The sequence below is a fragment of the Pauljensenia sp. UMB6358 genome, assembly GCF_030216865.1.
Lineage (GTDB): Bacteria > Actinomycetota > Actinomycetes > Actinomycetales > Actinomycetaceae > Pauljensenia > Pauljensenia turicensis_A.
In genome coordinates this window covers 102,777-129,403 of record NZ_JASOMS010000007.1, presented here as the reverse complement: position 1 = coordinate 129,403, position 26,627 = coordinate 102,777, and the positions used below count along the sequence as shown (strand labels likewise).

Sequence of the window (26,627 nt, the reverse complement as noted above, 5' to 3'; positions counted from 1 at the left end):
GGCGTGAGCGCCAGCATCTCGCCCTCGCGGATGCCCGTCCAGTAGAGCAGCTCGAACGCCAGGAAGATGCGCGGCTTACCGAATCCGGGGAGATCGAGACCTCCGATGCGCTGGACGGGACGCTCATCCGCATAGAAGCGGGGGCGGTCATGGACAAACCGGCGGCGGAGGTCGTCACCGGCGAGATGGCCACCTACGCAGACGCTCTGACAATTACGCGGGAGCTACACGAGGAAGAGGTCGAAAAGTACTCAGACCTGCGCAATATCACGTTCCTCGACCAATTCAGGGCAAAGGAATGGCCGACGACATTCAGGCGATGCTGCTGAGCGAGAGGGACCTGCAGCCCGAAATGGTCTGGATGAGGCTGGAGGCCCTTGCCGAAGACGGATTGATTCTGGCAAACCTGCTCAACGAGCCCAACCAGGATTTCGGCGTTCACGAAGGCGACCAGCTGCCTATCGGTTTCCATGAGGTCGACAGTGGGATCGTCTGCTTCGCCCTCGCGGAAGGGGAGAAGGGGTAGTGGCGATTCGTCAATGCGATGGGATGAAGAGCAACCCGCCCTGCCCTGTTGATTCGCCCGAATCGGTGGCTTTGCAAGCCACCCGCAACAATTCCCTCTCGCGAAACGGGGAGTAGTTGCGCCAAAACAGGCCGATTCCAGCGCAAAACGCAACCATTCCCCGCCCCTCCGAATCAGCCCCTGATTCGGAAATGATTCGGACGAGGCAGCACGACATGGACAAGGTGGAACCATATAGAACCAGGTAGGGACAGGGATTTGCATTTGTGACTTGAGTGGGAGTAGACGAACGCTTGTCGCACCTATTGAGCAGGGTCATATCTGGTAGTCAGTTATATCCAATTGAAGATAGGATATGAGATAGCCACCTGCTGAAACAGGGGATAAATGTGAAGTAGAGACCTCGGAAACAAGTGTTCCGGGGTCTTTCTTTCGTCGAATAGCCCGAATACAGTTTTAGGCTTAAACGACAAAACCTGTTGGTTTGGCGGGGGCTTTTTGTTGTGTTGGCGTGGTTTTGCGGGTGTTGGAGTTGGTCTGACTGGGACGTTGAGGCTGAAGCCATATTCGTTTGCGTGTGAGTCCATCGCTTGCCCTCCTTTGAGCGGGGCTGCCGCCCCTTGTGACTAAGGGTGCGTGATTGTGCCCTAGTGGGCAAGCTGGTTTTGCGGGCGATAGGAGGGGGTTATTGCACCGCGAATCTCTAGCGCACTCTAAGGCGCGCTAAGGCTTGGAAAGCGCTCGTCGTCGAATGACGGCTTACGCTGTTCCCAAGCTGGCGTCGAAGGCGATTGTCGCTGTGTGCTCTCAGCATCTCGAGTTACCGTGAATTCGCGAATTGCTAATAATCCTTCAATAATTTTGCAGGCACTAGCGACCATCGCTAGGGAAGTGAAACATCTTTCACTGAATTTGAAGTTTTGGGTATTAACCCCGGTTTTTTGGGAAGAGCCTCTGTGAAAATTTGATTTTTCACCGGCTCAATAGAGTTATCGGTGTTCGCAAATGGGGTTTGCGAACTTCTCTTTGGAAGAGTACCTTTACTATGGAACCGTTCTAAGCAACAAAGAAGGGGCGTTTGGGATGCGTTTGAGGGCAGCTCGACCTAAGGAGGGGATCTTCCGCATGAGGGGGAGCGGGCTTTTAGCAGCCCTTCTTTGCTGCCTGCTGCTGATAACACTTACACCTGCTGAGGCGATCGCGGCACCGCGATCCCTGGGCAACGATGGCTTAGAGGGCGGGCAACCCGGCACGATTAGGGGCAAGGTTTACGATGACCACCGCCACAACCCCGAGATCTACAACGCTTCCACGCGTCTCGACCCGCAGGACTGGCCGATCGCAGGCGTCAAGATGAAGGCCATGCTGATTAAGTCTGACGGCACGGTGATTATGTCTCGCGACGAGTTCAACAACCCGGTGCCGTTCGAGGCCACCACCAACGCGGATGGTGACTACACTTTCAACTTCCGTCCAGCGCTGCGCGAAGCGTATAACTTGCCTGCCGATGCAGAGAACCCGCGCGTACGTATCGAGCGCTTCGACCGGGTTCGGGTCTGGGTTGATGAGTCCAACTACAACCCTGGTGGCCCGCTTGCAGATTTCACCCCCAAGCGCCTCAACGGCGGTGGCCGCTTCAACGTCGTTGACACGCTAACCTTGTCATGGTTGGGAACCACAAACTACATTCATGGTTCGATCTCGAACTTCAACATGGCTTTCCGTCCCAAAACGAAGACCGCCGCAGACGAGAACGACGCTTGGAACAAGGATGATGTGAACGGCCACCCTGCCAGCCGTCAGGCTCCCGCCGACCCGCTGGGCAACGAGTACGACAAGAAGGGCAAGCACCTGCCGAAGAACCAGTGGGTGCCTTCGTCGCGTCACATTGCGCCAGATACCAGAAACGTTAACACTAACCTTTTCCTGTGCGGCCACGTTTATGCCGACCGCACGTTCAGATTTGACCGCTGGGATAGCGCGCCGGGCAAGAGAGACCGAACTGCAGCTAAAGACCCGGCTGTGCCTGGCGTGCGAGTTGTGGTTTCTTCTTATGCCCAGGACGGCCTCGGCAAGCCGACGGACATTTTGCAGACCCGCTACGACTACACCGATATGGACGGCGCGTTCTGCATCGGCTGGGACGATGTATCCGAAGTTCATAACCGCCCGATTTCGGCGGGTGCTTCGCCTGCCAAGTTCATGGTGACCATCGAGCCGCCAGCGAACTATGAAGAGGCAGAGGCCGATATCAAGGCATTGATTAACAAGGATCGTCGCCCGCAGGCTGAGGATGCTGGCACCGAAAAAGCCAAGTCGGAAGGGCTTTATAACGAGCTGCTGAAGCCTGAAAATAAGAGCCGCATCCTGAAGGCAAGTTCTTCGGGCAGTGGTTTGCCCGAAGGTTTCGCCGCGGTTGGTGCCAATGGCTGGTATGGCACGATCCGCCCAGCTTATGGTAACGCAGGCGCCCCGTTTGGCACTGGTGTTTCTTCAGTCGATGGCGCCTGTGAGTTCCGCACAGGCTACTGTCTGCCCGACCTCCTGGTTTGGGAGGTTGCGCAGGCTGTGGGTCAGAATAACTACCAGTTGGCTGGAACTGGTCTCGATCTGGGTCTGATCCCAACCCTGCCCGAGGTGGATTATTCGCGGCACTCCACCGAGTCGGTGCTGGCAAACGAGAGCACCATTGATGAGCAGGAGAGCAAAGACGCTAAGACTATCTGGGCGAATATCAGGGTGCCGATGCCTGGCTTCAGCTACCGTTTGGTCGCCGTGCCGCGTGGTTCCTCCTGGGATTCCATTGCTTCAGAGCGAGGGTCTTGGTATTTCGCCAACGAAGAGGGTTGGGTCACCTCCGAGGATGTGGCTACCAAAAATAATGGCCTGATGAAGATGCAAGTGCCGGAGGGATTCCCGACCGGCGATTACCAGATGGCGCTGGTCTCCAAGCGCGAGCCGCAGAAGGATGCTTTGGGCAATTCAAAGGGCCAGACTGAGTACGACGTCATCAATATCGCGCCACTGCGGGTCACCGATTCCAAGGTTTTCACCTACACGGGCAATATAACTAAGGGTTCTGACGAGGCCGCCGAGAACGATAAAGCGCGGCAGGCCCGCGACGACGCTTACGGCAAGTCTCAGGAGGGCGAAGCCAGCTACACCGCACTGCCTGGCCAGAAGGTGTACACCAGCTATCTCGATTTGGGCGAGTCGCGTGACGCCGATGAGGGCACGCACCGCGTCGAGCTGTGCGATGCAGATGCCGACGGCAAACTGAAGCTGACTGAAGGCAAGCCAACCTGCCGCGAGGTCGATTCGCAGATTCGCCCCGACACCAAGAAGAATGCCAACGGCGTAGTTGAAGTCATTGAAGACCAGTTCGCCCACAAGTCAATGGGCGAGTGGAATGTGCCGGTCGACCTTGCTGCGGGCAATTATCTGATGCGGTTGGTGCACACTAAAGCTAAGCAGGATTTTGATGTTACTAAGCCGATAGACGTAGGCACTAACTACCCGCTCAAGGGCATGACCATCCCGCGCGATGAGGTCGTCGATCAGCGTCCGTTCACGGTTCTTGAGCCGTTCATCGATGCGGTCAGCAAGCCGTGTGGCGAAGACGGCAAGACCGCCGGCGATGTTTCCGTGACTCTAAAGGGCCTGCACAAGGGCACCAGTTACACGCTCACGTTTAAGCCCAACGGCGACGGCACCGAGATCTCCAAGCAGATCACGGCGTCTTGCGATGGTGACGGCATTTGCTCACAGCAGGTGACTTTCACTGAGGCAGAGCTGGACGGTATCCGCGCTAACGAGGCGAACACCGGGCGCGGCGCGTTGACGCTGGCGCGGGGTGACACGAAGCTAGACACCGACTCGATGAGGGTGCTTTCCCAGAAACAGTGTGAAACCACCGGCGGGTCGGCGCTGGGTGACGGCTGGGAGTGGGATCAGCCGGAGATTGTCCTGCCCTATACCGAGATTCACCTGGGCTACACGCCAAAGCAAAATGCCGATTACGCGACGGAGATAATACCGGATCCCGACACCTACACTCAGTTCAATCGCATTAAATACGGTGGTTTCTATAAGAACGGATACAACAAAAAAGGCACCGATGCCGAAACGGCAGATGCCGGAAAATCGCTTACCGAAGCCGACTTCGAAACAAACTGCGTGGAGAACCCGACCGTCGGCGAACTGAACACTAATGGTGAAGCGAATCGAGATCAAGACAAGAATAACAGCTCGTTTTGCCACATTCCTTGCTTGGAGGGCACCGGCGAGGGTTCTTGCCAGCAGCTCTACGGTGCCCCGTACGGTACGCCGGTCTATCTGACCCCGTATCGCCGCAGCCTTAACAGTGGTGCCCTTGCTACGGAAAATGCTGTTGCGGGCACTAAAGAGGCTTACCGTAACGGCCCGATTCGCGTGGAGGTGCGCGACGGCAAAGACTACCAGCCCGGCAGCGTATTAAGTGATCGTACTAAGGGCGGTAGCCAGAGTTCCGGCCAGTTGATCGTGTGGAACAGTGACGGCAAGTTGAAGAACAGCGTCCAAACCAAGGGAGACTTTTCATCGGCTGCCGGTGGTAGCTCGAACATTGACTACGGTGCATGGCAGTTCTACAACAAAGTCACCGGCAAGCCAGTCGATGGTTTTAATGACATAGTTTGGCGCGTGCGTGGCAACGGCAAATACTACGATGCTGTCTCCGGAAACACGGGCGAGCGTTGGCCGACACTTGTCTGGGGAAACCAGCCAGGTGGCGGGTCAGACGACTCCCGCACCTGGTGGAGTAATAAGACTGTCTGGGGAGGCTTACAAGGTGATAAGAAACGTTGGGAAAACGAGGTCGGTACAAACAAGGATCCCGGCTACTTCCTGGTTCGTCCCGGTGGCGAGAAGATGCCGAACAAAGACATCGTCCTGTGCAGCCCCAAGATGCAAAGGAATGATGACGGCAGTATTCCTGTAGACCAGATCACCGGCAAACTCAATACACCTGATGGTTGTGTTACTCCTCCAAACAAGTCCGAGCTGAACGTCGGTGTTCAGGTGCTCACCTTCGACTACCAGACCCAGAAGGCCGGCGACTACCTCAGTCGCGAGTGGATGTCCGAAACGAAGGTGCTGGACAAGAACGGCAACCCCGTGCTGGATTCAAACGGCAACGAGGTGATCCACAAGGGCGTTAACTCTGAGCGTGCTTTACCCAAGGCCCAGACCAAACAGGCTGTGTTGGTTCCCTACAACGCCCGCAGGTTCTACAACGAGAACTGGTCGAACCCGCGTCCGCACCAGTTCCACTGGGGCGAGCCGGTCGGCTTTGACGGGCGTTGGATTGTCGGACAGTACAACACCAAGGACTTCAACACGAAATCCACTGACAAGACCGAAGGTGGCGGCTGGGCCTCGAAGCAGTGGGACACCTCCGATTGGACGTGGGACGCCCAAAATAAGGTATTTAAGACGGATAGTCTTGTCGACTGGAATGCAAAAGGCAGCTTCTGCAAGTACATATTCCGTTACCACAACGGAACCAACTATGCTGGCACCATTTCTAATGGCTACAACAACCAGAAGTTAAAGTTCATTCCGAAATACGAGCAGGAAAAGCTCTGGCGTGAGCTTGGCCTCGACATCGTCACGGTTATGTACAACGGCGATAACAATAACCTGCCCAGCGAACGCGTCGGCTGTGTGATCTCCACAGACGCCGAGGACGGCGTGCCGATCTATTCCAAGGGCAGTTTCATGGATAAGTACCGAAACACTCGTGGTAGAGCAGGCTTCGAGGCCCAGAATTACGACAAGAATCTTGAGGAATCGCTACCTGACGAATGGAACGGCAAACCCGCCAACTTCAATCCGCATAGCGCGGCTAATAAGCCCACGGGTCGCCTGCGCTACGGCGCTCCGCTCGGCATCCACGACCTGCAGGTCGACGTCATTGACGAGCCGCAATTCGCCTTTGGCACTCCCAATAGTCGCATAACGCTTCCCGAGCCTTGGCGCATCGAGGTTCTTCCTGACGTCGACCTGAAAGATCCCGTCATTACAGCCTGGACCGGCGAAGGCGCTTTCTCACCGGCTATGGATGGGGAGCAGCCTGCTTCGGGCACCACCGTCTGGAAGCAGGGTGACACCTATCGTGTGCATCGCGGAGATAACTTCGACCTGAAGTTCTTGGCTGGGCCTAAGGCTGGCGAGGCGGCATACCAGATCAAGAAGTTCGAGCCGATGGGCGACAACCGTCCTAAAGGCGTGAACCTCGGTGAAGCTAACAACGGCAAGTGTCTAACCGATGATGGCGGTGCTTTTGCCACTGGCGATCCGGCGACGTGCAATAAGCGCATTATCAAGCTGGACGGCACGGTCGCGGGTGATGCCACGCTGGGCGTCTACCAGTACAAGGTGACGGCGACCAGCACCAACTCGTCCGACCATGGCGAGCACGAAGAGATCTCGTTCATCATGAACATTGAGGTACTGGCCGAGCCCGCCGCAAAGCCGACGCTTAAACCTGCCGATTTCTACGGCACGGTAAACAACCCGGTGAAGTGGGGCCCGCTTGAATACACCCTGGGCAAGAACTCCGATGGCACCGACCAGAAGCTCGACTCCATGAGAGTGGTGAACCCTGCTCAGCTGCCCGAAGGCGTCAGTTTCGGCACTAGATGCGAGATCCCAGGTGGCGAAGGCGAGCCGTGTAAGAAGTACGGCTACTACTTCATCGGCACGCCGACTAAAGAACAAAAAACCTGGGTTGACGTCGAGTTGACCGTCCGCAACAATGACGGCCAGACCGCAACTGTCACCGCCAGGTACAACATGACGGTCGCCAATAACGAGACCGTTCTTACTGCGCAGACAATAACCGGTGAAGCAGGCACCTTGTTGGAGACCGAGACCAACTACGTTGGCAAGCCGATCAACTCGAAAGACGGGCACAAGTCGTACTCCCTGTTTGGCATGAATGGCGTCACGGCCAACATGAAGAAGGGCAGCGGGTTCACGCTGGAATACGAGACGCTGCCTGATGCAGCCGAGCAGAATAAATATCCGGTGCTCTCGCTAGAGGAAGTGCGCGACGCCCGCGGCAACCTAACCGACGTCGTGTTCAAGGGTCAGCTGAATAACGTCGGCGAATACAAGATGGTTGCTCGCTGGACCTACCAGGACGGCACCGTGGTGAAGGTCGCCAAGCTACCGGTGACGGTGAAGGTTGAGGACGCCACGCCTCCGCTTATCGACGGGATAAACGATCAAGAGGTTTACCTTGGCGAGAACGGCAAGGTTGCTGACGACACAGTTATTAACAACGTCTATGTCGCCGACAACGACCGCAAGGGCAGCTACCCGGTTGCGATAACCGGCCATAGCGCGACGGACACTGACCTGACTAGCGCCACATTCTGCGCGCCCGTTGTGGGCGACGGCGGAACTGCCAGTAAAGCCAGGAAGGTTTTTCACAATGGCATCGAATACACTGAGGATGTCGGTGGCCAGACGCTGACCTTGACCGGCCAGCAGGGCAGGCTCAACGACAGCGGCGTGTTCGAGCCAGCAACCGACGTGGTTAACGACCCGTGGCAACTGACTGTCGGCACGGAGGGTAAGTCGGCGGGGACATACATGTGCCACGTGAACTTCACCGACGCCACCGGCAACACAGATCGCAACACCACGCAGTTCAGCCCGAACAAGTCGCTGAACGAGACCACTCATGTCGACGAGAACTGGCTTGGCGAGCGCACGTTCCTGCTTAACATCAAGCAGGCGTTGGAGCTGAACGTTATGCCCGACGAGGAGACGATCGTTAAGGGATCGCCGATGTTCAGGCCGATGAACGTTGAGGCTTTCTCTCACGGGAATCCCTCGAAGATCAACGTTCAGACGCTTTGCGCCCCGTCCCAGGCCTCTGACGGCTCCGTTGACGCCCTACCTTCCGATCAAAACGGCCAGCCTTCGGTGGGGATCAGCGACACCAAGTTCGGCGTCGAAACGCCTAACGCCGACCAGATCGGCCTGGACGGCTACAAGGCGCGTACTGTCGCGAAGATTGACGGCAACGCAAACGACGCCCAGGTTGGCACGTACAAGTGTTACGTCTACGCGGTGGGCGAGGGCTTCACACTGAATGCCGACGGCACGGTGAGTGGCGACGGCACGCCCATTGAGGGTGTCAACTGGGTGCGTAAGCCGATCACGGTTCATGTTGTCGAGGCTGTACTGCCCAAGACGGGCGTGTTTAGCCTCAACTACGTCGCGGGTTACGCGGCGCTGTTGATAGTTGCTTTGGCAGGGGGTGGCTACCTGTATCGGACTAGGCGTGGAGAGTCCAGGGCTTAAATGGGGTCCGCCGGTAGGACAGCTGAAACTGGCCGATCGCTGGAAAGCCAAATAACTCATCTTGTGCCTGCTGGAGAGATCCGACACGCACAAGTTGGGACGAGATAACCAGCAATTCGAATCCTGGACATAGTAGGGGGCATCGGAAGATGCCTGGCCCGAAACTTCGGGCAGCATGGACATCAACCGATGTCAAAAATGACATTGAAAGGAAAGAAAATGGCTAAGAAAAAGTCATTCCGCAAGTTGCTAGCAGCAGCTTTCGCGCTGACGCTAGTCGGCGGACTGGGCGCTGGCGGAGCAGCGAACGCTGCGCCCGCTGCCACTGCCCCTTGGGCAGACGGAGCACCGGACAAGGGCTCGATCGAGATCGTCAAGACAGATGACAAGAACAATAACAAGCCGGTTGAAGGCGCTGGCTTCACCGTCACTCAGGTCACCAAAATCGGCAATGATGACGTGAATACCACTACCTACGCCGGCTGGGAAAACATCGCTAAAAACATTAATGCGATGAATGCCGGTACTGCCACCGTAACTCTGGGCACGGCTCAGGCTGAGAAAAAAACCGGTGATGATGGTAAGGTTAAGTTTGCTGATCTTCCGGTAGGCCTCTACCAGGTCGAGGAGACCACGATCCCTGCTGGCCACACCGTGGATGTCAAGAAGTTCTACATGACCATCCCGGAAATCACCGGCACCGATTCGACCAACCTGACCTACAACTACGACGTAACCGTTAACCCGAAGAACGTCAACGAGTCCGGCAACGTCTCCAAGAGCAACCCGTCGGGTAGCATTGTTGGCGCGGGAGCTAATACCAGCTACACCGTTACCGCCAAGCTGAACAAGTCCAAGGGCACCGAACAGGGCGCCAAGGATCTGACCAAGGCCGATATTAAGAACTTCGCCATCTTCGATGACGTCCAGGTCGACGCTTTCGAAACTCCTACTGCGGACATGGTGGGCGAGGTCAAGGCCGGTGACACCAAGCTGACTCTCAACGATGATTACAAGGTTTCTGTCACAGCTGACCCGGCTGGTGCTGGTTACACCGCTGGTACGCGTACCCGTGTCCAGGTGACCTTCACCGACGCCGGCCTCACCAAGATTGCCACTGCCGCTAACGCTGCAGCTGGCACCAACGTTCAGGTAACCGCTGTCTTCAACCTGAAGCTCAAGGACGATCTGTCTGGTGCGAAGAAAGATAATGCCGGTAACGTTGTCGTAATCAACAAGTTCGGTTTCATTCCCGGCAACGGTGAGGGCGAGAACCCCTCCGACCCGGTTGTCCCGAACCCGGGCGATCCCGATCCGAACAACCCTAACCCTACAGACCCGACCATCAAGTTCGGCGATTTCCAGATCAAGAAGACCGACGCCACCGATAATGCTGCACTTTCGGGCGCAGAGTTCATCGCCTTCGCCCAGAAGGCTGACGCCGAAAACTGCGTTAAGACCGACGATCGGTCGAACTGTGCAGGAGTTGCTGCTGAGTACAGCACCAAGACCACCGGCACTGACGGCAAGACTGAGGCTTACAAAGCCAAGGTAGGCCAGGAATTCTATGTGGTTGAGAAGAAGGCTCCGTCGGGCTACATCCTCTCCAACAAGGTGACTGCGGTCACTGTTACTGCTGGTAGCAACATCTTCGAGACCGGTATCACCAACATCCGGACCAAGGACTCTGGCAAGTGGTTCAACCTGCCTCGCACCGGCGCCATCGGTGTTGGCATCTTCGCTCTGCTGGGCGCTGGCCTGGTAGCTGGCGGTACCGCAATGCACCTGCGTTCGCGTCGTCGTGAAGACGCCTAACAACGCAGCGGTAGATAGCCGTTGAACAGTGGGGGGCTGGCCAAACGGTCAGCCCCCCACACTCTCTAAAACCACACGCAGGCTAGGTACTGCGAAAAGACACGGTAGGAAGAATGAACGAAGATCTCCAAGGCCACAACGAAGCAACCGGCAAGGCTGCGCGAACCTCTCTTGCAGACGACGCTTATACTCCCGACCCCGAATACCGAGCCATTCGCGGCTCGGACGACCAGGCCAACGACAAGAAAGATCGCCGAAAACGCTGGACACCACTAATCTTCATTCTGCTGGGCGTGCTCTGCCTGGCATACCCGATCACCTCCACGGTCTGGAATAATCATCAGCAGAAAATCGTCAGCGAGGCTTACAAAGACCAGGTGAATAAGCAGTCGCAGGAATTGAAAGACTCCTACATCAAGCGTGCCAGGGAATACAATGACACCCACAAGGGCTTCCCGGTGCTCGACCCGTACCTGGGCAACGTGGCCCCCGACTCGCCCGAATACCAGGAATACCTGAATGTGCTCGACCAGCCGAGCGGCATCATCGGCGTCGTCAAGATCCCCAAGATCCAGGTCAAGCTGCCGATACGGCACGGCACCGACCATGACACCTTGAATGCCGGTGCCGGCCACATGTTCGGCTCCGACCTGCCGGTCGGCGGTGTCGACCGACACACGGTCATCACCGCTCACACCGGCCTGCCGACTTCCACCATGTTCGACCGGCTGACCGACCTGAAGATCGGCGACGAGTTCTTCCTCGAGGTTCAAGACCAATCATTCGGTTATCGCGTCACCAGAATCGACGTCGTGAAACCCAATGACCCGTCCCTGCTCGGCCGCGAAAAGGACAAGGATCTGGCCACCCTGCTCACCTGCACGCCCTACGGCATCAACTCCCATCGGCTGCTGGTGACCGGCGAGCGAATCATGCCGACCCCGCAAATCCCCGCGGTCGACGGTACCCAGTGGTCGTGGTGGATGATCCTGTTCTTGATTGCGATCGTGATTTCGCTGCTGATCGCGACCCAGGTGGCCCGCTACACGGCTGCCAGGCGCAAGAAAGAGAAGGAAGAGGAATCCGCCGAGGGCGCTGAGGCTCCCGATTCACTTGCCGAACTCTCCTAGCCAGACTCGTTTTTTCGTCCGGAAAACCTGGCTTATTTGAAGAATACAGAGGCGTGGTGGCCTGGTGCTTCGCAGATTGTGGGTCAAGACTTGTGAGATGAGTGATGGTCATGCCTCACTTATCCATCATGGATGTCTTGCCTGGCGTAGTGAGCATGAGTGATTATGCAAATCGCTTCGTTCGCCATCGAGGCAATCACCGAACTTAATAAGAACATCTCCGTAATGAACATTGCGAGCAGTGCCATTCTCGCCATTCAAACCAGTGCGTGAAAGAGTGTTGTTCTTCAAGAACTCGAAGCAGTCGCCCAACTTACGCTGTTCCCAAGCTAGTGTCGAAGGCGATTGTCGCTGTGTACTCTCAGCATCTCGAGTTACCGTGAATTCGCGAATTGCTCATAATCCTTCAATAGCTTTGCAGGCACTAGCGACCATCGCTAGAGAAGCGAAACATCTTTCACTGAATTTGAAGTTTCGGGCATTAGCCCTGATGGCTCAAGAAATCAGGCAAACCCTGCAAGGGTGATGTGCGAGGCCTCGTCGAAAACTCCGACCACGATGAGCAGAATCGAAGGCGAATAAATCTGCGATCGCGGCACACTGGAGCGTGATCGGCGCGCCAACGTGGTAGTTGCGTGAAACTCGGCACAAACGCCAAAAGATATTGAGGTGAGGAGCCACGAATCCCTATCATTGATACTTGCGCCTTATTGTGCCCGAGGTGATCCGTATCCACCCTGCTGTATCAGGCGCTGAGCGGGATGGACGGAGTCAGATAATGGGCGAAGGCGTGTGTGCGCACCGAAAATGCAGGGAAGGATCCCCTTTGGCTGCCAGTAGCACTGCCAACCAGCCCAGGAACCGCATCTCATTCGCTAAGCTCGCCGAACCGCTTCAGGCCCCGAACCTTCTGGGCCTGCAGGTCGAGAGCTTCGATTGGCTGCTGGGCAACGACGCGTGGAAGGCTCGCGTCGAAGCCGCTAAGGCGGAAGGCCGTAACGACGTCCCCGACGTCTCCGGTCTTGAAGAAATCTTCGAAGAAGTTTCGCCGATTGAGGACTTAGGCAAGACCATGTCCCTTACGTTCAGGGAATGCCAGCTCGAACGACCGAAGTACTCGATCGAAGAAGCAAAGACCAAGGACTACACATACTCTGCACCGATGTATGTGACCGCGGAGTTCATGAACAACGAGACCCTTGAGATCAAGCGTCAGACCGTGTTCATGGGCGATTTCCCGCTCATGACCCCGCGTGGCACCTTTATCATCAATGGCACTGAGCGTGTTGTCGTCTCGCAGCTCGTCCGTTCCCCGGGCGTCTACTTCGAGCGCGTTTCCGAGCGTTCCACCGACCGTGAAACGTTCAGCGCAAAGGTCATTCCTAGTCGCGGCGCATGGCTCGAATTTGAAATCGACAAGCGCGATTCTGTTGGCGTTCGTATTGACCGCAAGCGCAAGCAACCTGTCACCCACTTCCTCAAGGCAATCGGCATGACCGAATCTGAGATTCGTGAAGAGTTTGCCGAATACCCGGTGCTCCTCGAGACCCTCGAGAAAGACACCGTCAAGACCCAGGAAGAAGCCCTCGTCGACATCTACCGCAAGCTCCGTCCCGGCGAGCCCGCAAACGTCGAATCGGCACGCACCCTGCTGAACAACTTCTACTTCGATTCGAAGCGCTACGACCTGGCAAAGGTCGGTCGCTACAAGATCAACAAGAAGCTCGGCACCGACGCAGATCCGAAGGCATCGACTCTCTCCATCGATGACGTCGTTGCAACCGTGAAGTACATGCTCGCTCTGCACAAGGGTGAGAAGACCTTCCTCGGCACCCGCAACGGAGGCGAGGTTGTCGAACTCCGTGTTGAAGCGGACGACATCGATCACTTTGGCAACCGCCGCATTCGCGCAGTTGGCGAGCTCATTCAGGCGCAGGTCCGCGCAGGTCTGTCCCGCATGGAGCGCACCGTCCGCGAACGCATGACGACCCAGGAAGCCGACTCGATTACTCCTCAGTCGCTGATCAATATCCGCCCGGTTGTTGCAGCGATCAAGGAATTCTTCGGCACCTCCCAGCTGTCGCAGTTCATGGATCAGAACAACCCGCTCGCAGGTCTGACGCACAAGCGTCGTCTGTCGGCTCTTGGCCCTGGCGGTCTGTCCCGTGAACGCGCAGGCATGGAAGTTCGTGACGTCCACCCGTCGCACTATGGCCGCATGTGCCCGATCGAATCCCCTGAAGGCCCGAACATTGGTCTGATCGGCTCGCTCGCAACCTTCGGTCGCATCAACCCCTTCGGTTTCGTTGAGACCCCGTACCGCGTTGTTCGCAACGGAAAAGTCACCGACGAGGTCGAATACCTGACCGCAGACGACGAAATCGGTCACTACATTGCACAGGCCTCGTCCCGTCTGAACGACGACGGCACTTTCGCAGAAGACCATGTCCTCTGCCGTGTCGCCGGCGAAGACCCGACACTGATCCTGCGCGACCGAGTTGACTACATGGACGTGTCCGCACGTCAGATGGTGTCTGTTGCAGCAGCGTTCATTCCGTTCCTCGAGCACGACGACGCAAACCGCGCACTCATGGGCGCGAACATGCAGCGTCAGGCAGTGCCGTTGCTGACCACCGAAGCGCCGCTGGTCGGTACCGGTATGGAACGTCGTGCAGCACAGGACTCCGGTGAAATGATCATCGCCACCCACGCTGGTGTTGTTTCCGAAGTTTCGGCAGACATGATCATCGTTTCCACGGACGAAGGCGGTCGCGACACCTACCGTCTTGAAAAGTTCGAACGTTCGAATCCGGGCAACTGCACCAACCAGCGTGTCATCGTCGACGAAGGCGACCGCGTTGAGGCCGGCTCCGTCTTGGCTGATGGTCCGGCAACCGACAATGGTGAAGTCGCACTCGGCAAGAACCTGCTCGTCGCCTACATGTCGTGGGAAGGCCTCAACTACGAAGACGCGATCATCCTGTCGCGTCGCGTCGTTGAAGAGGACGTCCTCACCTCGATCCATATCGAGGAATACGAGGTCGACGCCCGCGAAACCAAGCTCGGCGAAGAAGAAATCACCCGCGATATCCCGAACGTCTCCGAAGAGTCACTCGCTGACCTAGACGAACGTGGCATTATCCGCATTGGTGCCGAGGTTACCGCTGGCGACGTTCTCGTTGGCAAGGTCACCCCGAAGGGTGAAACTGAGCTCACCTCCGAAGAACGCCTTCTGCGCGCAATCTTCGGTGAGAAAGCCCGCGAGGTTCGCGATACCTCCCTGCGTGTTCCTCACGGCCAGGAAGGCATCGTCATCGGCGTCCGCGAATTCAACGACGAAGAAGACGAACTCAACCCTGGCGTTCGACAGACCGTTCGCGTCTACGTCGCCCAACGTCGCAAGATCACCATTGGTGACAAGATGGCAGGCCGCCACGGTAACAAGGGCGTTGTCTCCAAGATTCTGCCGGTCGAGGACATGCCGTTCCTCGAAGACGGAACCCCGGTTGACATCATCCTCAACCCGCTTGGTGTCCCCGGCCGTATGAACGTCGGCCAGGTACTCGAATACCACCTCGGCTGGCTCGCTCACCAGGGCTGGGATGCTTCCAAGGCTGTCGAGGCCGGCGAAGCATGGACCCGTCACCTCCCGGCTGACGGCATCACCACCGAACCTGAGACTCTCGTGGCAACCCCCGTGTTCGACGGTCTTGAAGCCGACGAACTCGCAGGCCTGCTGCGTAACGTGAACCCGAACCGCGACGGCAACCGTCTGACGAACGAGCAGGGCAAGGCCCGCCTGTTCGACGGTCGTTCCGGTGAACCGTTCCCGTATCCGATCGCAGTGGGCTACACCTACATGCTCAAGCTCCACCACCTGGTTGACGACAAGATTCACGCCCGTTCAACCGGCCCGTACTCGATGATCACGCAGCAGCCACTGGGCGGTAAAGCCCAGTTCGGTGGCCAGCGTTTCGGTGAGATGGAAGTGTGGGCGCTCGAAGCTTACGGTGCAGCCTACGCGCTCCAGGAACTCCTCACAATCAAGTCGGATGACACGACCGGTCGTGTGAAGGTCTACGAAGCGATCGTCAAGGGCGAAGACATTCCTGAGCCCGGAATCCCCGAGTCCTTCCGAGTTCTCATCCAGGAAATGCGCTCGCTGTGCCTGAACGTCGAAGCTCTCGACGCAGCCGGCAACGCCATTGACCTGCGTGACCAGGAAGAAGACTTCAACGCGCGCGAAGACCTCGGCATCACACTTGATGCCCGTCCGAACGCCGCGGCGACCATCGACGCGATCTGATAGGGAGAGATGACTTTGCTGGACGCCAAAACGTTCGACAGCCTGAAGATCACCCTGGCCACAAGCGATGACATCGCTTCGTGGTCACACGGTGAAGTCAAGAAGCCGGAGACCATCAACTACCGCACGCTCAAGCCCGAGCGCGACGGCCTGTTCGGTGAACAGATCTTCGGCCCCACACGCGACTGGGAATGCGCGTGTGGCAAGTACAAGCGTGTCCGTTACAAGGGCATCGTGTGTGAAAAGTGTGGCGTCGAGGTCACGCGCTCTAAGGTTCGCCGCGAGCGCATGGGCCACATCGACCTCGCCGCACCGGTCACCCACATCTGGTACTTCAAGGGCGTGCCCTCGCGCCTCGGTTACGTGCTGAACCTCGCTCCGAAGGACCTCGAAAAGGTCATTTACTTCGCCGCATACATGGTCACCGAAATCGACGAAAAGGGCCGCGACGAGGACCTCATGGATCTGCGCGCTGAACTCGAAGTTCAGAAGAAGCAGATGGAAGACCGCCGTGACGACGCCATCAACCAGGCAGCCGAGAAGCTCGAAGCTGACCTCGCTGCTCTCGAAGCTGATGGTGCCTCCGCCGCGGAACGCGAAAAGCTCCGCAAGAGCGCCGAGAAAGACATGACGCGCCTTCGTAAGCGCTTCGACGGTGACATCGACGGTCTTGAGGTCGTGTGGGATAACTTCACGAACCTGAAGGTCGGTGCCCTGATCGGTGACGAGCGCCTCTACCGCGCGATGGTCGCCCGCTACGGCACCTACTTCAAGGGCGACATGGGCGCAGCTGCCATCCAGAAGCGCCTGGAAACCTTCGATCTTGAAGCCGAAGTCGAATCCCTCCGTCAGACCATTGCGTCCGACTCCGGGCCTCGTAAAGCACGTGCCATCAAGCGCCTGAAGGTCATCAACGCCTTCATCGCGACCGGCAACTCGCCGGCATCGATGGTCCTGACCAAGATTCCGGTTATTCCGCCGGACCTGCGCCCGATGGTTCAGCTGGACGGTGGCCGCTTCGCGACCTCCGACCTCAACGACCTGTACCGTCGAGTGATCAACCGCAACACCCGACTCAAGCGGCTGCTTGAACTGGGTGCGCCGGACGTCATCGTCGCGAACGAAAAGCGCATGCTGCAGGAATCTGTGGACGCGCTCTTCGACAACGGTCGCCGTGGTCGCCCCGTTGCAGGCCCGGGCAACCGCCCGCTGAAGTCGATCTCTGACATGCTCAAGGGCAAGCAGGGTCGCTTCCGTCAGAACCTGCTCGGTAAGCGCGTCGACTACTCTGGCCGTTCGGTCATCGTCGTCGGCCCGCAGCTGAAGCTCCACCAGTGTGGTCTGCCCAAGCAGATGGCACTCGAGCTCTTCAAGCCCTTCGTCATGAAGCGCCTCGTTGAGAAGAACTACGCGCAGAACGTCAAGGCAGCGAAGCGCAAGGTCGAGCGTCAGCGCCCCGAGGTGTGGGACGTCCTCGACGACGTTATCCGCGAGCACCCCGTGCTACTGAACCGTGCACCTACCCTTCACCGTCTGGGTATCCAGGCGTTCGAGCCTCAGCTCATTGAAGGTAAGGCCATTCAGTTGCACCCGCTCGCCTGTGGCGCGTTCAACGCTGACTTCGACGGTGACCAGATGGCAGTCCACCTGCCACTGGGTGCCGAGGCTCAGGCTGAAGCGCGTATCCTCATGCTGTCGACGAACAACATTCTGAAGCCGTCCGACGGGCGCCCCGTTGCGATGCCGTCACAGGACATGATCATTGGCCTGTTCCACCTGACTTCGGAACCGGATTCGACGATCGAAGTTGCCAAGGATTCTGCCGGCAACCCCATCGTTCCGTCGTTCTCCAGTGCCGCTGAAGCGATTATGGCGTTCGACATGGGTCTGCTTGACCTCAACGCGAAGGCTCTCATTCGCTTCGACGGCATCGTTCCGCCGGCCGATTGGGAAGCACCTGAAGGTTGGGAACCGGGCGACGATGTTCTGCTCGAAACCAGCCTCGGTCGCGCGATCTTCAACGAGCAGCTACCGGTTGACTACCCGTTCGTGAACGAGGTCGTCGGCAAGAAGCAGCTCGGTCAGATCGTCAACACCCTGACCCAGCGTTACCCGAACGTTCTGGTTGCAGAATGCCTCGATGCCCTGAAGTCGGCCGGCTTCCACTGGTCGACGTGGTCGGGTATCACGATCGCGTTCTCCGACATCCAGGCGTCGCCGCGCAAGGAAGAAATTCTTGCTGAATACGAGGCTCGCGCAGCCAAGATTCAGGAAGACTTCGACGCAGGCTTCATCCTCGAAGAAAACCGCTACAAGGACCTCGTTGACCTTTGGCTCGAATGCACCCAGAAGGTTGCAGACGACATGCGCGGTAACTTCGACGATCGCAACACCGTGTACCGCATGGTCAACTCGGGCGCGCGTGGTAACTGGTCACAGGTCCAGCAGATCGCAGGTATGCGTGGTCTGGTGTCCGACCCGAAGCAGAAGCTCATTGAGCGTCCGATCAAGGCGAACTACCGCGAAGGCTTGACCGTTCTCGAGTACTTCATCGCAACGCACGGTGCTCGTAAGGGTCTTGCTGATACGGCACTTCGTACCGCAGAGTCTGGCTACCTGACTCGTCGTCTGGTTGACGTCTCGCAGGACGTCATCGTTCGTGAAGAGGATTGTGGCACCCGCCAGGGCGTCAAGATCAAGATCGCGAAGAAGGTCGACGGCGTTTGGGAGGCTCTCGAAACGGTTGAGACCACCGCATATGCGCGTAACCTTGCCCGCGATGCTGTGAACGAAGCCGGCGAGGTCATCATGCCCGCAGGCACCGATCTTGGTGACGATGAGCTCATCGCACTTGCGCAAGCAGGCGTTGAAGAGATCACCTGCCGTTCCGTCCTCACCTGTGAATCGCAGGTCGGCACCTGTGCTGCCTGCTACGGTCGCTCGTTGGCTACCGGCAAGCAGGTTGATATTGGTGAAGCAGTTGGCATTATCGCCGCGCAGTCGATTGGTGAGCCCGGTACTCAGCTCACGATGCGTACGTTCCACACCGGTGGCGCCGCATCTGCAGCTGATATTACCCAGGGTCTGCCACGAGTTCAGGAACTCTTTGAGGCTCGTAGTCCGAAGATGGAAGCAAAGATGAGCGAGGCCGCTGGTCGCGTTCACATTGATGACGAGGATCCGTCGGTTCGTCGCATCGTCATTACTCGTGATGATGCGAAGGAAGATGACGTTATTGAGGTCTCGCGTCGTCAGGAGCTTCTTGTCGCTGAAGGCGAGCATGTCGAGGCAGGCAAGCCTCTGACTGAGGGTCAGCTTGATCCGAAGGAAATCGTTCGCATCATGGGTCGCTCCGTCGCGCAGAAGCAACTTGTTGACGAGGTCCAGAAGGTCTACCGCGATCAGGGCGTCGGTATCCACGCGAAGCACATTGAGGTCATCGTTCGCCAGATGTTGCGTCGAATTACCATCCTTGAGCCCGGTGATACGACTTTCATGCCCGGCGAGCTTGTTGACCGTATGGCTTACCTGGCGCAGAACCGCAAGGTCGCTGCCGAGGGCGGGCAACCTGCTTCCGGTCGTCAGATGCTTATGGGTATCACGAAGGCGTCGCTGGCAACCGACTCGTGGCTGTCGGCGGCATCCTTCCAGGAAACGACGAAGGTTCTCACTGAGGCAGCGATGAACGGCAAGTCTGATTCGCTCGTTGGCCTCAAGGAGAACGTCATTCTCGGTAAGCTCATCCCGGCTGGTACCGGCTTGTCGCGTTACAACCGAGTCACCGTTGAGCCGACTGCGGAAGCGCTTGCTGCTTCGAACTACACGCAGATGGATTTCCAGGATGGTGGGGTGTCCGAGGACTTCCTTGATGCCCTTGGTGCGATCGACTTCGGTATGTCATTCCGTGAGTAGTAGTTGCTCTTTAGCTAGGCAATGACTGGCTAAATACGAGGCGTGGCGCTTGATGCGATTTGTTCGCTCGGGCGCCACGCTTTGTATATGTTGTCGTCTGCCTTTCGGCGCTTGTTCACCGTCGGCGAACGGTGAACAAGCGCCTGTTCGCTCAGAGCGAACAGGTTGTATTTGGTGCGCCGTCGAACGAGCGCGGGACACAGAAGTTACGAAATGTGACTGTAAATCGTGAACAAGCGCGGGGGTTAGGAAGCGGTATCAGACGCGAGGCGACACCGTAGTGCCTAGGCAGTGGCAGGGGGGCCGAGTGGCAAGGGCGGAAATGTCAGTAAAACGGTGGATTGATTCGGTCAGTAGAGACAGGCGAGGTGTTAGGCGTGGACGCGAGCGCGTCTCATAGTGGCCGGACAAGCCCCAACCTGCAGAAGTAGCATGAACACGGAATTCAATATCTTCGAACAGTCTGACAAGTCTTCCCAACGGAAACGGATGAACTGCCAACCGTCGGCCTCTAATTGTGTCTGTCGTTGAACTTGCTTGGCCGTAGCCTCGTCAATCTCTAACTCACTGTCCCCATACTTGAAACGCCCGTCAAACTCGATTGCGACGTGAGCCTCAGGAAAGCAGAGATCGAAGAAGAAACGGTTGCCGTTACTTGTGACTTCGTACTGCGTTTCAATGCCAGCTAGTCCGCTTGAACGCAGAATCCATAGGATGTGGCTTTCTCCAGGACTCTCGCACGCGGCATCGGCGTGAGTGAACAGCCAAGAGCCGTCCGCGCGACGGCGGTGGCCCGATTCGAGCTGTTTGAACTGAGCGATCAACGACTGCCTGAGTGTTCGAAAGCGTTTTTTGAATCCAATGCTTCTGCTTCGTGTGTTCTCAATCAACAGGCGCATCCCCGAGCAAGCCATCGAGAAAGCTAGCGCACCGCACTCCTGCACTGCGAGCGTCAACAGCGCGTCATGTAAGGTCAAACTCCGCACTCCATCAATCCTGCACGTGTGATTGGCGATAGGAAGCATCCGGTGAAACACGATTGTGGCGCGACTGGCTAGTACTTCTTCGCCGAGAGTGACCGCTGGTAACGCCTTTGCAGAACGCGTTGAATTTGACAGGGAAGCCATATGGACGTCGCCGGGGTAATCAAACGCGCGGGCACCGTGTAAGTACGCTGCTGATATACCCGTTGGAACGCATCGCGGATGAGTGTGCTGAACAGCGATAATGCGAGCGAGTTGGACGGCCTGTTCACGTTGCCAATGCTGAGGAAGTGTCGAGAGGTAGGTGACGCTCAGGAAAGCCCCTCTTCGTATTTCGACGTTGTACATGAGTTCGTCGCGCGAAGCTCGGTGCGGGCGGGTGAATGTCATTGCCTTGCGGACGTCGCGGATGCGAGGCGCCTGGAAACGGTGCATGGGGACCTCGATTGTGGGCTGAGGGGGGAGTAGGTGTCTAGCTTCCGCGATGGAGGAGGAATGTGCGAGGCTCCCTAGAGCGAAATGTTGATAAGTCGGGGTGTGTGAAAACTGTGGAAAACTACCGCGCTTGTTCACCGTTGCGGAACTCAATACGGGGAGGGAAGCGCGTAGTTTTGCGACTTTGGCGCGCTTGTTGAAGCAAAGCGCTCCTAGGCGTTCAAGTCCGTCAGGGTTTGGAAAAGGGTTCGCGGTGCCCTAAATGAGGAGTCGTTGGTGGTGAACAAGCGCGGTGGGTGGGGCGGGAGGTGGTGAACAAGCGCGGTGGGGGAAGTGGGGCGCACCTCACGAGTTGTGCCTTTGACCAAGAAACCCCAAGCCTCGTAAACTAGACGAGGTTCCCGTGAATTTACGGGTTCTCTTTCGTCAGCTTTCGCTGACAGCGGGCTCCGTCCGTCGGAGCTCCGGGCGTCATTCTCTGGCCAGCCGAACGGTGGCTATCATGGCGCACCGGCCCCTTGGCGGACATGCGTGTGTCCGTAAGGGGATTCGTCAAGCCATGGATGACTAGACAAGGGCCTTTCGCAATTGTTCAATCGAAAGGCCTCCGACGGAAAGAAACTGGAGAACCAGTGCCTACCATTCAGCAGCTCGTCCGCAAGGGTCGTAGCTCGAAGCGCTCGAAGGTGAAGACCCCGGCGCTTAAGGGCTCGCCTCAGCGACGTGGTGTGTGCACCCGCGTGTACACCACCACCCCGAAGAAGCCGAACTCAGCCCTCCGTAAGGTCGCTCGTGTGCGCCTTTCGTCCGGCATTGAGGTTACGGCGTACATCCCCGGTGAAGGCCACAACCTGCAGGAGCACTCGATCGTGCTCGTTCGCGGTGGTCGTGTGAAGGACCTCCCGGGTGTCCGTTACCGTATCGTTCGTGGCTCCCTCGACACCCAGGGTGTTCGTGGTCGCCAGCAGGCTCGTTCCCGCTACGGCGCGAAGAAGGAGAAGAAGTAATGCCTCGTAAGGGCCCAGCTCCTAAGCGTCCCCTCGTCGACGATCCGGTCTACGGCTCGAAGGTCGTGACCCAGCTCGTCAACCGCGTACTCCTCGACGGTAAGAAGACCGTTGCAGAGCGCATCGTTTACGGTGCACTGGAGACCGTGCGTGAGCGCACCGAGCAGGAACCGGTTTCGGTTCTGAAGCGCGCTCTTGACAACATTCGTCCCGCCCTTGAGGTTCGCTCCCGCCGTGTTGGTGGCGCGACCTACCAGGTTCCGGTTGAGGTTCGCCCCGCGCGCGCCACGACCCTTGCCCTGCGTTGGCTGGTTGACTATTCGCGTCAGCGTCGCGAAAAGACGATGACCGAGCGCCTCGCGAACGAGATCCTGGATGCCTCCAACGGTCTCGGCGCCGCCGTGAAGCGTCGTGAGGACATGCACAAGATGGCCGAGTCGAACCGCGCGTTCGCTCACTACCGCTGGTGATTTTGGGTGACGAGGCCGGGATCTTCGGTCTTCGTCAACCTTAATTTTGCCCGCGAATTCACAATCACTTCGAGCGAAGGATCGCACTCGTGGCACTAGACGTGCTTACCGACCTTAACAAGGTTCGAAACATTGGCATCATGGCTCACATTGATGCCGGCAAGACGACCGTGACGGAACGCATCCTGTTCTACACGGGCATTAACTACAAGATCGGCGAGACCCACGACGGCGCCTCGACGACCGACTGGATGGAACAGGAAAAGGAACGCGGCATTACGATTACGTCCGCCGCTGTTACCTCTTTCTGGAACGGCAACCAGATCAACATCATCGACACCCCCGGCCACGTTGACTTCACGGTTGAGGTTGAGCGCTCCCTGCGTGTGCTCGACGGCGCTGTTGCAGTCTTCGACGGTAAGGAAGGCGTTGAGCCACAGTCTGAGACCGTGTGGCGTCAGGCTGACAAGTACGAGGTTCCGCGTATCTGCTTCATCAACAAGATGGACAAGATGGGCGCTGACTTCTACTTCTCCGTTTCGACGATTAAGGATCGCCTCCACGCGACCCCGATCGTCATGCAGCTCCCGATCGGTGCAGAGAATGACTTCGAGGGTCAGGTTGACCTGCTCTCGATGGAGTCCCTGCGCTACCCGGCAAAAGACGACAAGGGCGAGGCAACCCTCGGCTCCCTCGTTGTTCGTGGCCCGATCCCCGAGGATCTGCAGGAACGCGCGGAAGAATACCGTGAACTCATGATCGAGGCTGCTGCGGAAGGCTCCGACGAGCTGACCGAGGCATACCTGGAGAATGGTGAGCTGACCGTCGAGCAGATTAAGGAAGGCATCCGCCTGCTGACGATCTCTGGTCGCGCATTCCCGGTTTACTGCGGTACCGCTCTTCGTAACATGGGTGTTCAGCCCGTGCTCGACGCGGTTGTTGACTTCCTCCCGTCTCCGCTGGACGTTGAGTCCGTCCGTGGCTTCAAGCCCGGTTCGGAAACCGAAGAAGAGACCGAGTCCCGTAAGCCTGACGAGAACGAACCGTTCGCAGCTCTTGCATTCAAGATTGCTGCTCACCCGTTCTACGGCAAGCTCACCTTCGTCCGCGTGTACTCCGGCAAGGTGGACTCTGGCGCACAGGTCTTGAACTCCACCAAGGGCAAGAAGGAACGCATCGGCAAGATCTTCCAGATGCACTCCAACAAGGAAAACCCCGTGGATCAGGCACATGCTGGCCACATCTACGCGGTTATCGGCCTGAAGGACACGACCACTGGTGATACGCTCTGCGCAATCGACAAGCCGATCGTTCTCGAATCGATGACGTTCCCGAAGCCTGTTATCCAGGTTGCGGTTGAGCCGAAGTCGAAGGCTGACCAGGAAAAGATGGGCGTCGCAATTCAGAAGCTCGCCGAAGAGGACCCGACCTTCACGGTCGAGCTCGACGCTGAGACTGGCCAGACGATCATCGGTGGTATGGGTGAGCTTCACCTGGACATCATCGTTGACCGTATGCGTCGCGAATTCAAGGTTGAAGCAAACGTCGGTGCTCCGATGGTTGCCTACCGCGAGACCATCCGCAAGAAGGTCGAGAAGTACGAGTACACGCACAAGAAGCAGACCGGTGGTTCCGGTCAGTTCGCGCGTGTCATCATCGCTCTCGAACCTATCCCCGCAGGCTCCGAGGAAGAGTACGAGTTCGAGGACAAGGTCACTGGTGGCCGCGTTCCGCGCGAGTACATTCCTTCGGTTAACGCTGGTATCCAAGACGCCATGCAGTCCGGTGTTCTCGCCGGCTACCCGATGGTTGACATCAAGGCAACGCTCCTCGATGGTGCGTACCACGAAGTTGACTCTTCGGAAATGGCGTTCAAGGTTGCCGGTTCGATGGCTTTGAAGGAAGCCGCGAAGAAGGCAAGCCCGGTTCTTCTTGAGCCGATCATGGCCGTTGAGGTCCGTACTCCTGAGGAGTACATGGGCGACGTCATCGGCGACCTGAACTCCCGTCGTGGACAGATTTCGTCCATGGATGAGCAGCACGGTATCCGCGTCGTCAAGGCACAGGTTCCGCTCTCTGAAATGTTCGGATACGTTGGCGACCTGCGTTCCAAGACGCAGGGCCGTGCAGTGTACTCGATGGAGTTCGACTCCTACGCGGAAGTTCCGCGTAACGTCGCTGACGAAATCGTCGGCAAGTCCCGGGGCGAGTGAGTCCCGATCCGTCGCGTTTCGCTACGCTCGCGCTAAGAAATTAGCGCGAGCGTAGCGACCCGCCTCACATACCAACAATTTCCATGTAGGTTTCGGCCGGCTGGGTGTTAGAGTTGCACGTAGCCAAAGGCTAGAAAAACTACCCGAGTCCAGGAGGACACAAGTGGCGAAGGCCAAGTTCGAGCGCAGCAAGCCGCACGTCAACATCGGTACCATCGGTCACGTTGACCACGGCAAGACCACGCTTACCGCAGCAATCACCAAGGTTCTGCACGACAAGTACCCGGAACTGAACGAGTTCACCCCGTTCGAAAACGTCGACAACGCTCCTGAAGAGCGTGAGCGTGGCATTACGATTAACGTTTCCCACGTCGAGTACCAGACCGAGGCGCGTCACTACGCACACGTTGACGCCCCCGGCCACGCCGACTACGTCAAGAACATGATCACCGGTGCAGCTCAGATGGATGGCGCAATCCTCGTTGTCGCCGCCACCGACGGCCCGATGGCTCAGACCCGCGAGCACGTTCTGCTTGCTCGCCAGGTTGGCGTTCCGACGATCCTGGTTGCCCTCAACAAGGCCGATATGGTCGACGATGAGGAAATGCTGGAGCTCGTTGAGGAAGAGTGCCGCGACCTGCTCGAGTCCCAGGACTTCGATCGTGACGCCCCGATCATCCAGGTTTCCGCGCTGAAGGCTCTCGAAGGTGATCCGCAGTGGGTTGCTAAGGTCGAGGAGCTCATGGAGGCAGTCGACACCTTCGTGCCGACTCCTGAGCGCGACATGGACAAGCCGTTCCTCATGCCGATCGAAGACGTCTTCACCATCACCGGCCGTGGCACCGTTGTTACCGGTCGTGTTGAGCGTGGCAAGCTCCCGATCAACTCTGAGGTTGAAATCCTCGGTATCCGCGAACCGCAGAAGACCACCGTTACCGGTATCGAGATGTTCCACAAGTCCATGGATGAAGCATGGGCAGGCGAGAACTGTGGTCTCCTCCTGCGTGGCACCAAGCGCGATGAGGTTGAGCGCGGTCAGGTCGTTGCCGTTCCCGGTTCGATCACCCCGCACACCAACTTCACCGGACAGGTCTACATCCTCAAGAAGGAAGAAGGCGGTCGTCACAACCCGTTCTTCTCGAACTACCGTCCGCAGTTCTACTTCCGCACCACGGACGTGACCGGCGTCATCACCCTCCCCGAGGGCACCGACATGGTCATGCCGGGCGACACCACCGAGATCACCGTCGAGCTCATCCAGCCGATCGCTATGGAGCCGGGCCTCGGCTTCGCGATCCGCGAGGGTGGTCGCACGGTTGGTTCCGGTCGTGTGACTGCGATCGAGAAGTGATCGACTCCGGTCGGGCGTTCCGCTGAGGCGGCTCGTCCGGACCGGGTGAGAGCTTCGGTCCAGCGGACCTCGAAGGGCCGCCATCCCCGTCAGGGGGTGGCGGCCTTTTCGCTTTTTGTGTGTG

At 57.8% G+C, this 26,627-nt stretch carries 12 protein-coding genes; 11 read left to right on the top strand and 1 reads right to left on the bottom strand.

What is annotated here, in order from left to right; translation table 11 throughout:
• The 7 genes from QP381_RS06585 to QP381_RS06555 form a co-directional block, all read left to right on the top strand.
• The coding region (locus tag QP381_RS06585) for a hypothetical protein (protein ID WP_285068109.1) at positions 1 to 329 on the top strand (329 nt) is incomplete at its 5' end.
• The gene (locus QP381_RS06580) at positions 299 to 526 is read left to right on the top strand and encodes a hypothetical protein (protein ID WP_285068108.1); all 228 of its coding nucleotides are present in this window, start codon (positions 299 to 301) and stop codon (positions 524 to 526) included. The genes QP381_RS06585 and QP381_RS06580, both read left to right, overlap by 31 nt.
• A gap of 1,005 nt (positions 527 to 1,531) precedes the next feature.
• Positions 1,532 to 8,881, top strand: coding sequence for a hypothetical protein (locus tag QP381_RS06575; RefSeq protein WP_285068107.1), 7,350 nt, complete (start codon positions 1,532 to 1,534; stop codon positions 8,879 to 8,881).
• A gap of 219 nt (positions 8,882 to 9,100) precedes the next feature.
• Entirely contained in the window at positions 9,101 to 10,696 is a 1,596-nt protein-coding gene (locus tag QP381_RS06570) for a SpaH/EbpB family LPXTG-anchored major pilin (protein ID WP_285068106.1), read from the top strand.
• A gap of 113 nt (positions 10,697 to 10,809) precedes the next feature.
• On the top strand, positions 10,810 to 11,826 hold the full coding sequence (locus tag QP381_RS06565) for a class C sortase (protein WP_285068105.1): 1,017 nt from the start codon (positions 10,810 to 10,812) through the stop codon (positions 11,824 to 11,826).
• Between the two features lie 826 nt (positions 11,827 to 12,652).
• Positions 12,653 to 16,132 carry a DNA-directed RNA polymerase subunit beta gene (gene rpoB, locus QP381_RS06560; RefSeq protein WP_006681508.1) on the top strand — a complete coding sequence of 1,160 codons (3,480 nt, stop codon included), beginning with the start codon at positions 12,653 to 12,655 and terminating at the stop codon, positions 16,130 to 16,132.
• 15 nt (positions 16,133 to 16,147) lie between these two features.
• The gene (locus tag QP381_RS06555; protein WP_285068113.1) at positions 16,148 to 20,044 is read left to right on the top strand and encodes a DNA-directed RNA polymerase subunit beta'; all 3,897 of its coding nucleotides are present in this window, start codon (positions 16,148 to 16,150) and stop codon (positions 20,042 to 20,044) included.
• A 371-nt stretch (positions 20,045 to 20,415) separates the two neighbouring features.
• On the opposite strand, the gene QP381_RS06550 is transcribed toward QP381_RS06555, so the two are convergent.
• Positions 20,416 to 21,462, bottom strand: coding sequence for a hypothetical protein (locus QP381_RS06550; RefSeq protein WP_179369899.1), 1,047 nt, complete (start codon positions 21,460 to 21,462; stop codon positions 20,416 to 20,418).
• Between the two features lie 632 nt (positions 21,463 to 22,094).
• On the opposite strand from QP381_RS06550, the gene rpsL reads away from it, so the two are divergent.
• The 4 genes from rpsL (at position 22,095) to tuf (ending at position 26,503) form a co-directional block, all read left to right on the top strand.
• Complete coding sequence (rpsL, locus tag QP381_RS06545) at positions 22,095 to 22,469, top strand: 30S ribosomal protein S12 (protein ID WP_006681505.1); 375 nt, start codon at positions 22,095 to 22,097, stop codon at positions 22,467 to 22,469.
• Positions 22,469 to 22,939, top strand: coding sequence for a 30S ribosomal protein S7 (gene rpsG, locus QP381_RS06540; protein ID WP_006681504.1), 471 nt, complete (start codon positions 22,469 to 22,471; stop codon positions 22,937 to 22,939). The genes rpsL and rpsG overlap by 1 nt, the downstream gene beginning before the upstream one ends.
• Positions 22,940 to 23,028: 89 nt before the next feature.
• The gene (fusA, locus tag QP381_RS06535; RefSeq protein WP_006681503.1) at positions 23,029 to 25,152 is read left to right on the top strand and encodes an elongation factor G; all 2,124 of its coding nucleotides are present in this window, start codon (positions 23,029 to 23,031) and stop codon (positions 25,150 to 25,152) included.
• A 163-nt stretch (positions 25,153 to 25,315) separates the two neighbouring features.
• Positions 25,316 to 26,503 (top strand): elongation factor Tu, encoded by a 1,188-nt coding sequence (tuf, locus tag QP381_RS06530; RefSeq protein WP_006681502.1) that lies wholly within the window; start codon positions 25,316 to 25,318, stop codon positions 26,501 to 26,503.
• The last annotated feature ends 124 nt before the right edge of the window (positions 26,504 to 26,627 follow it).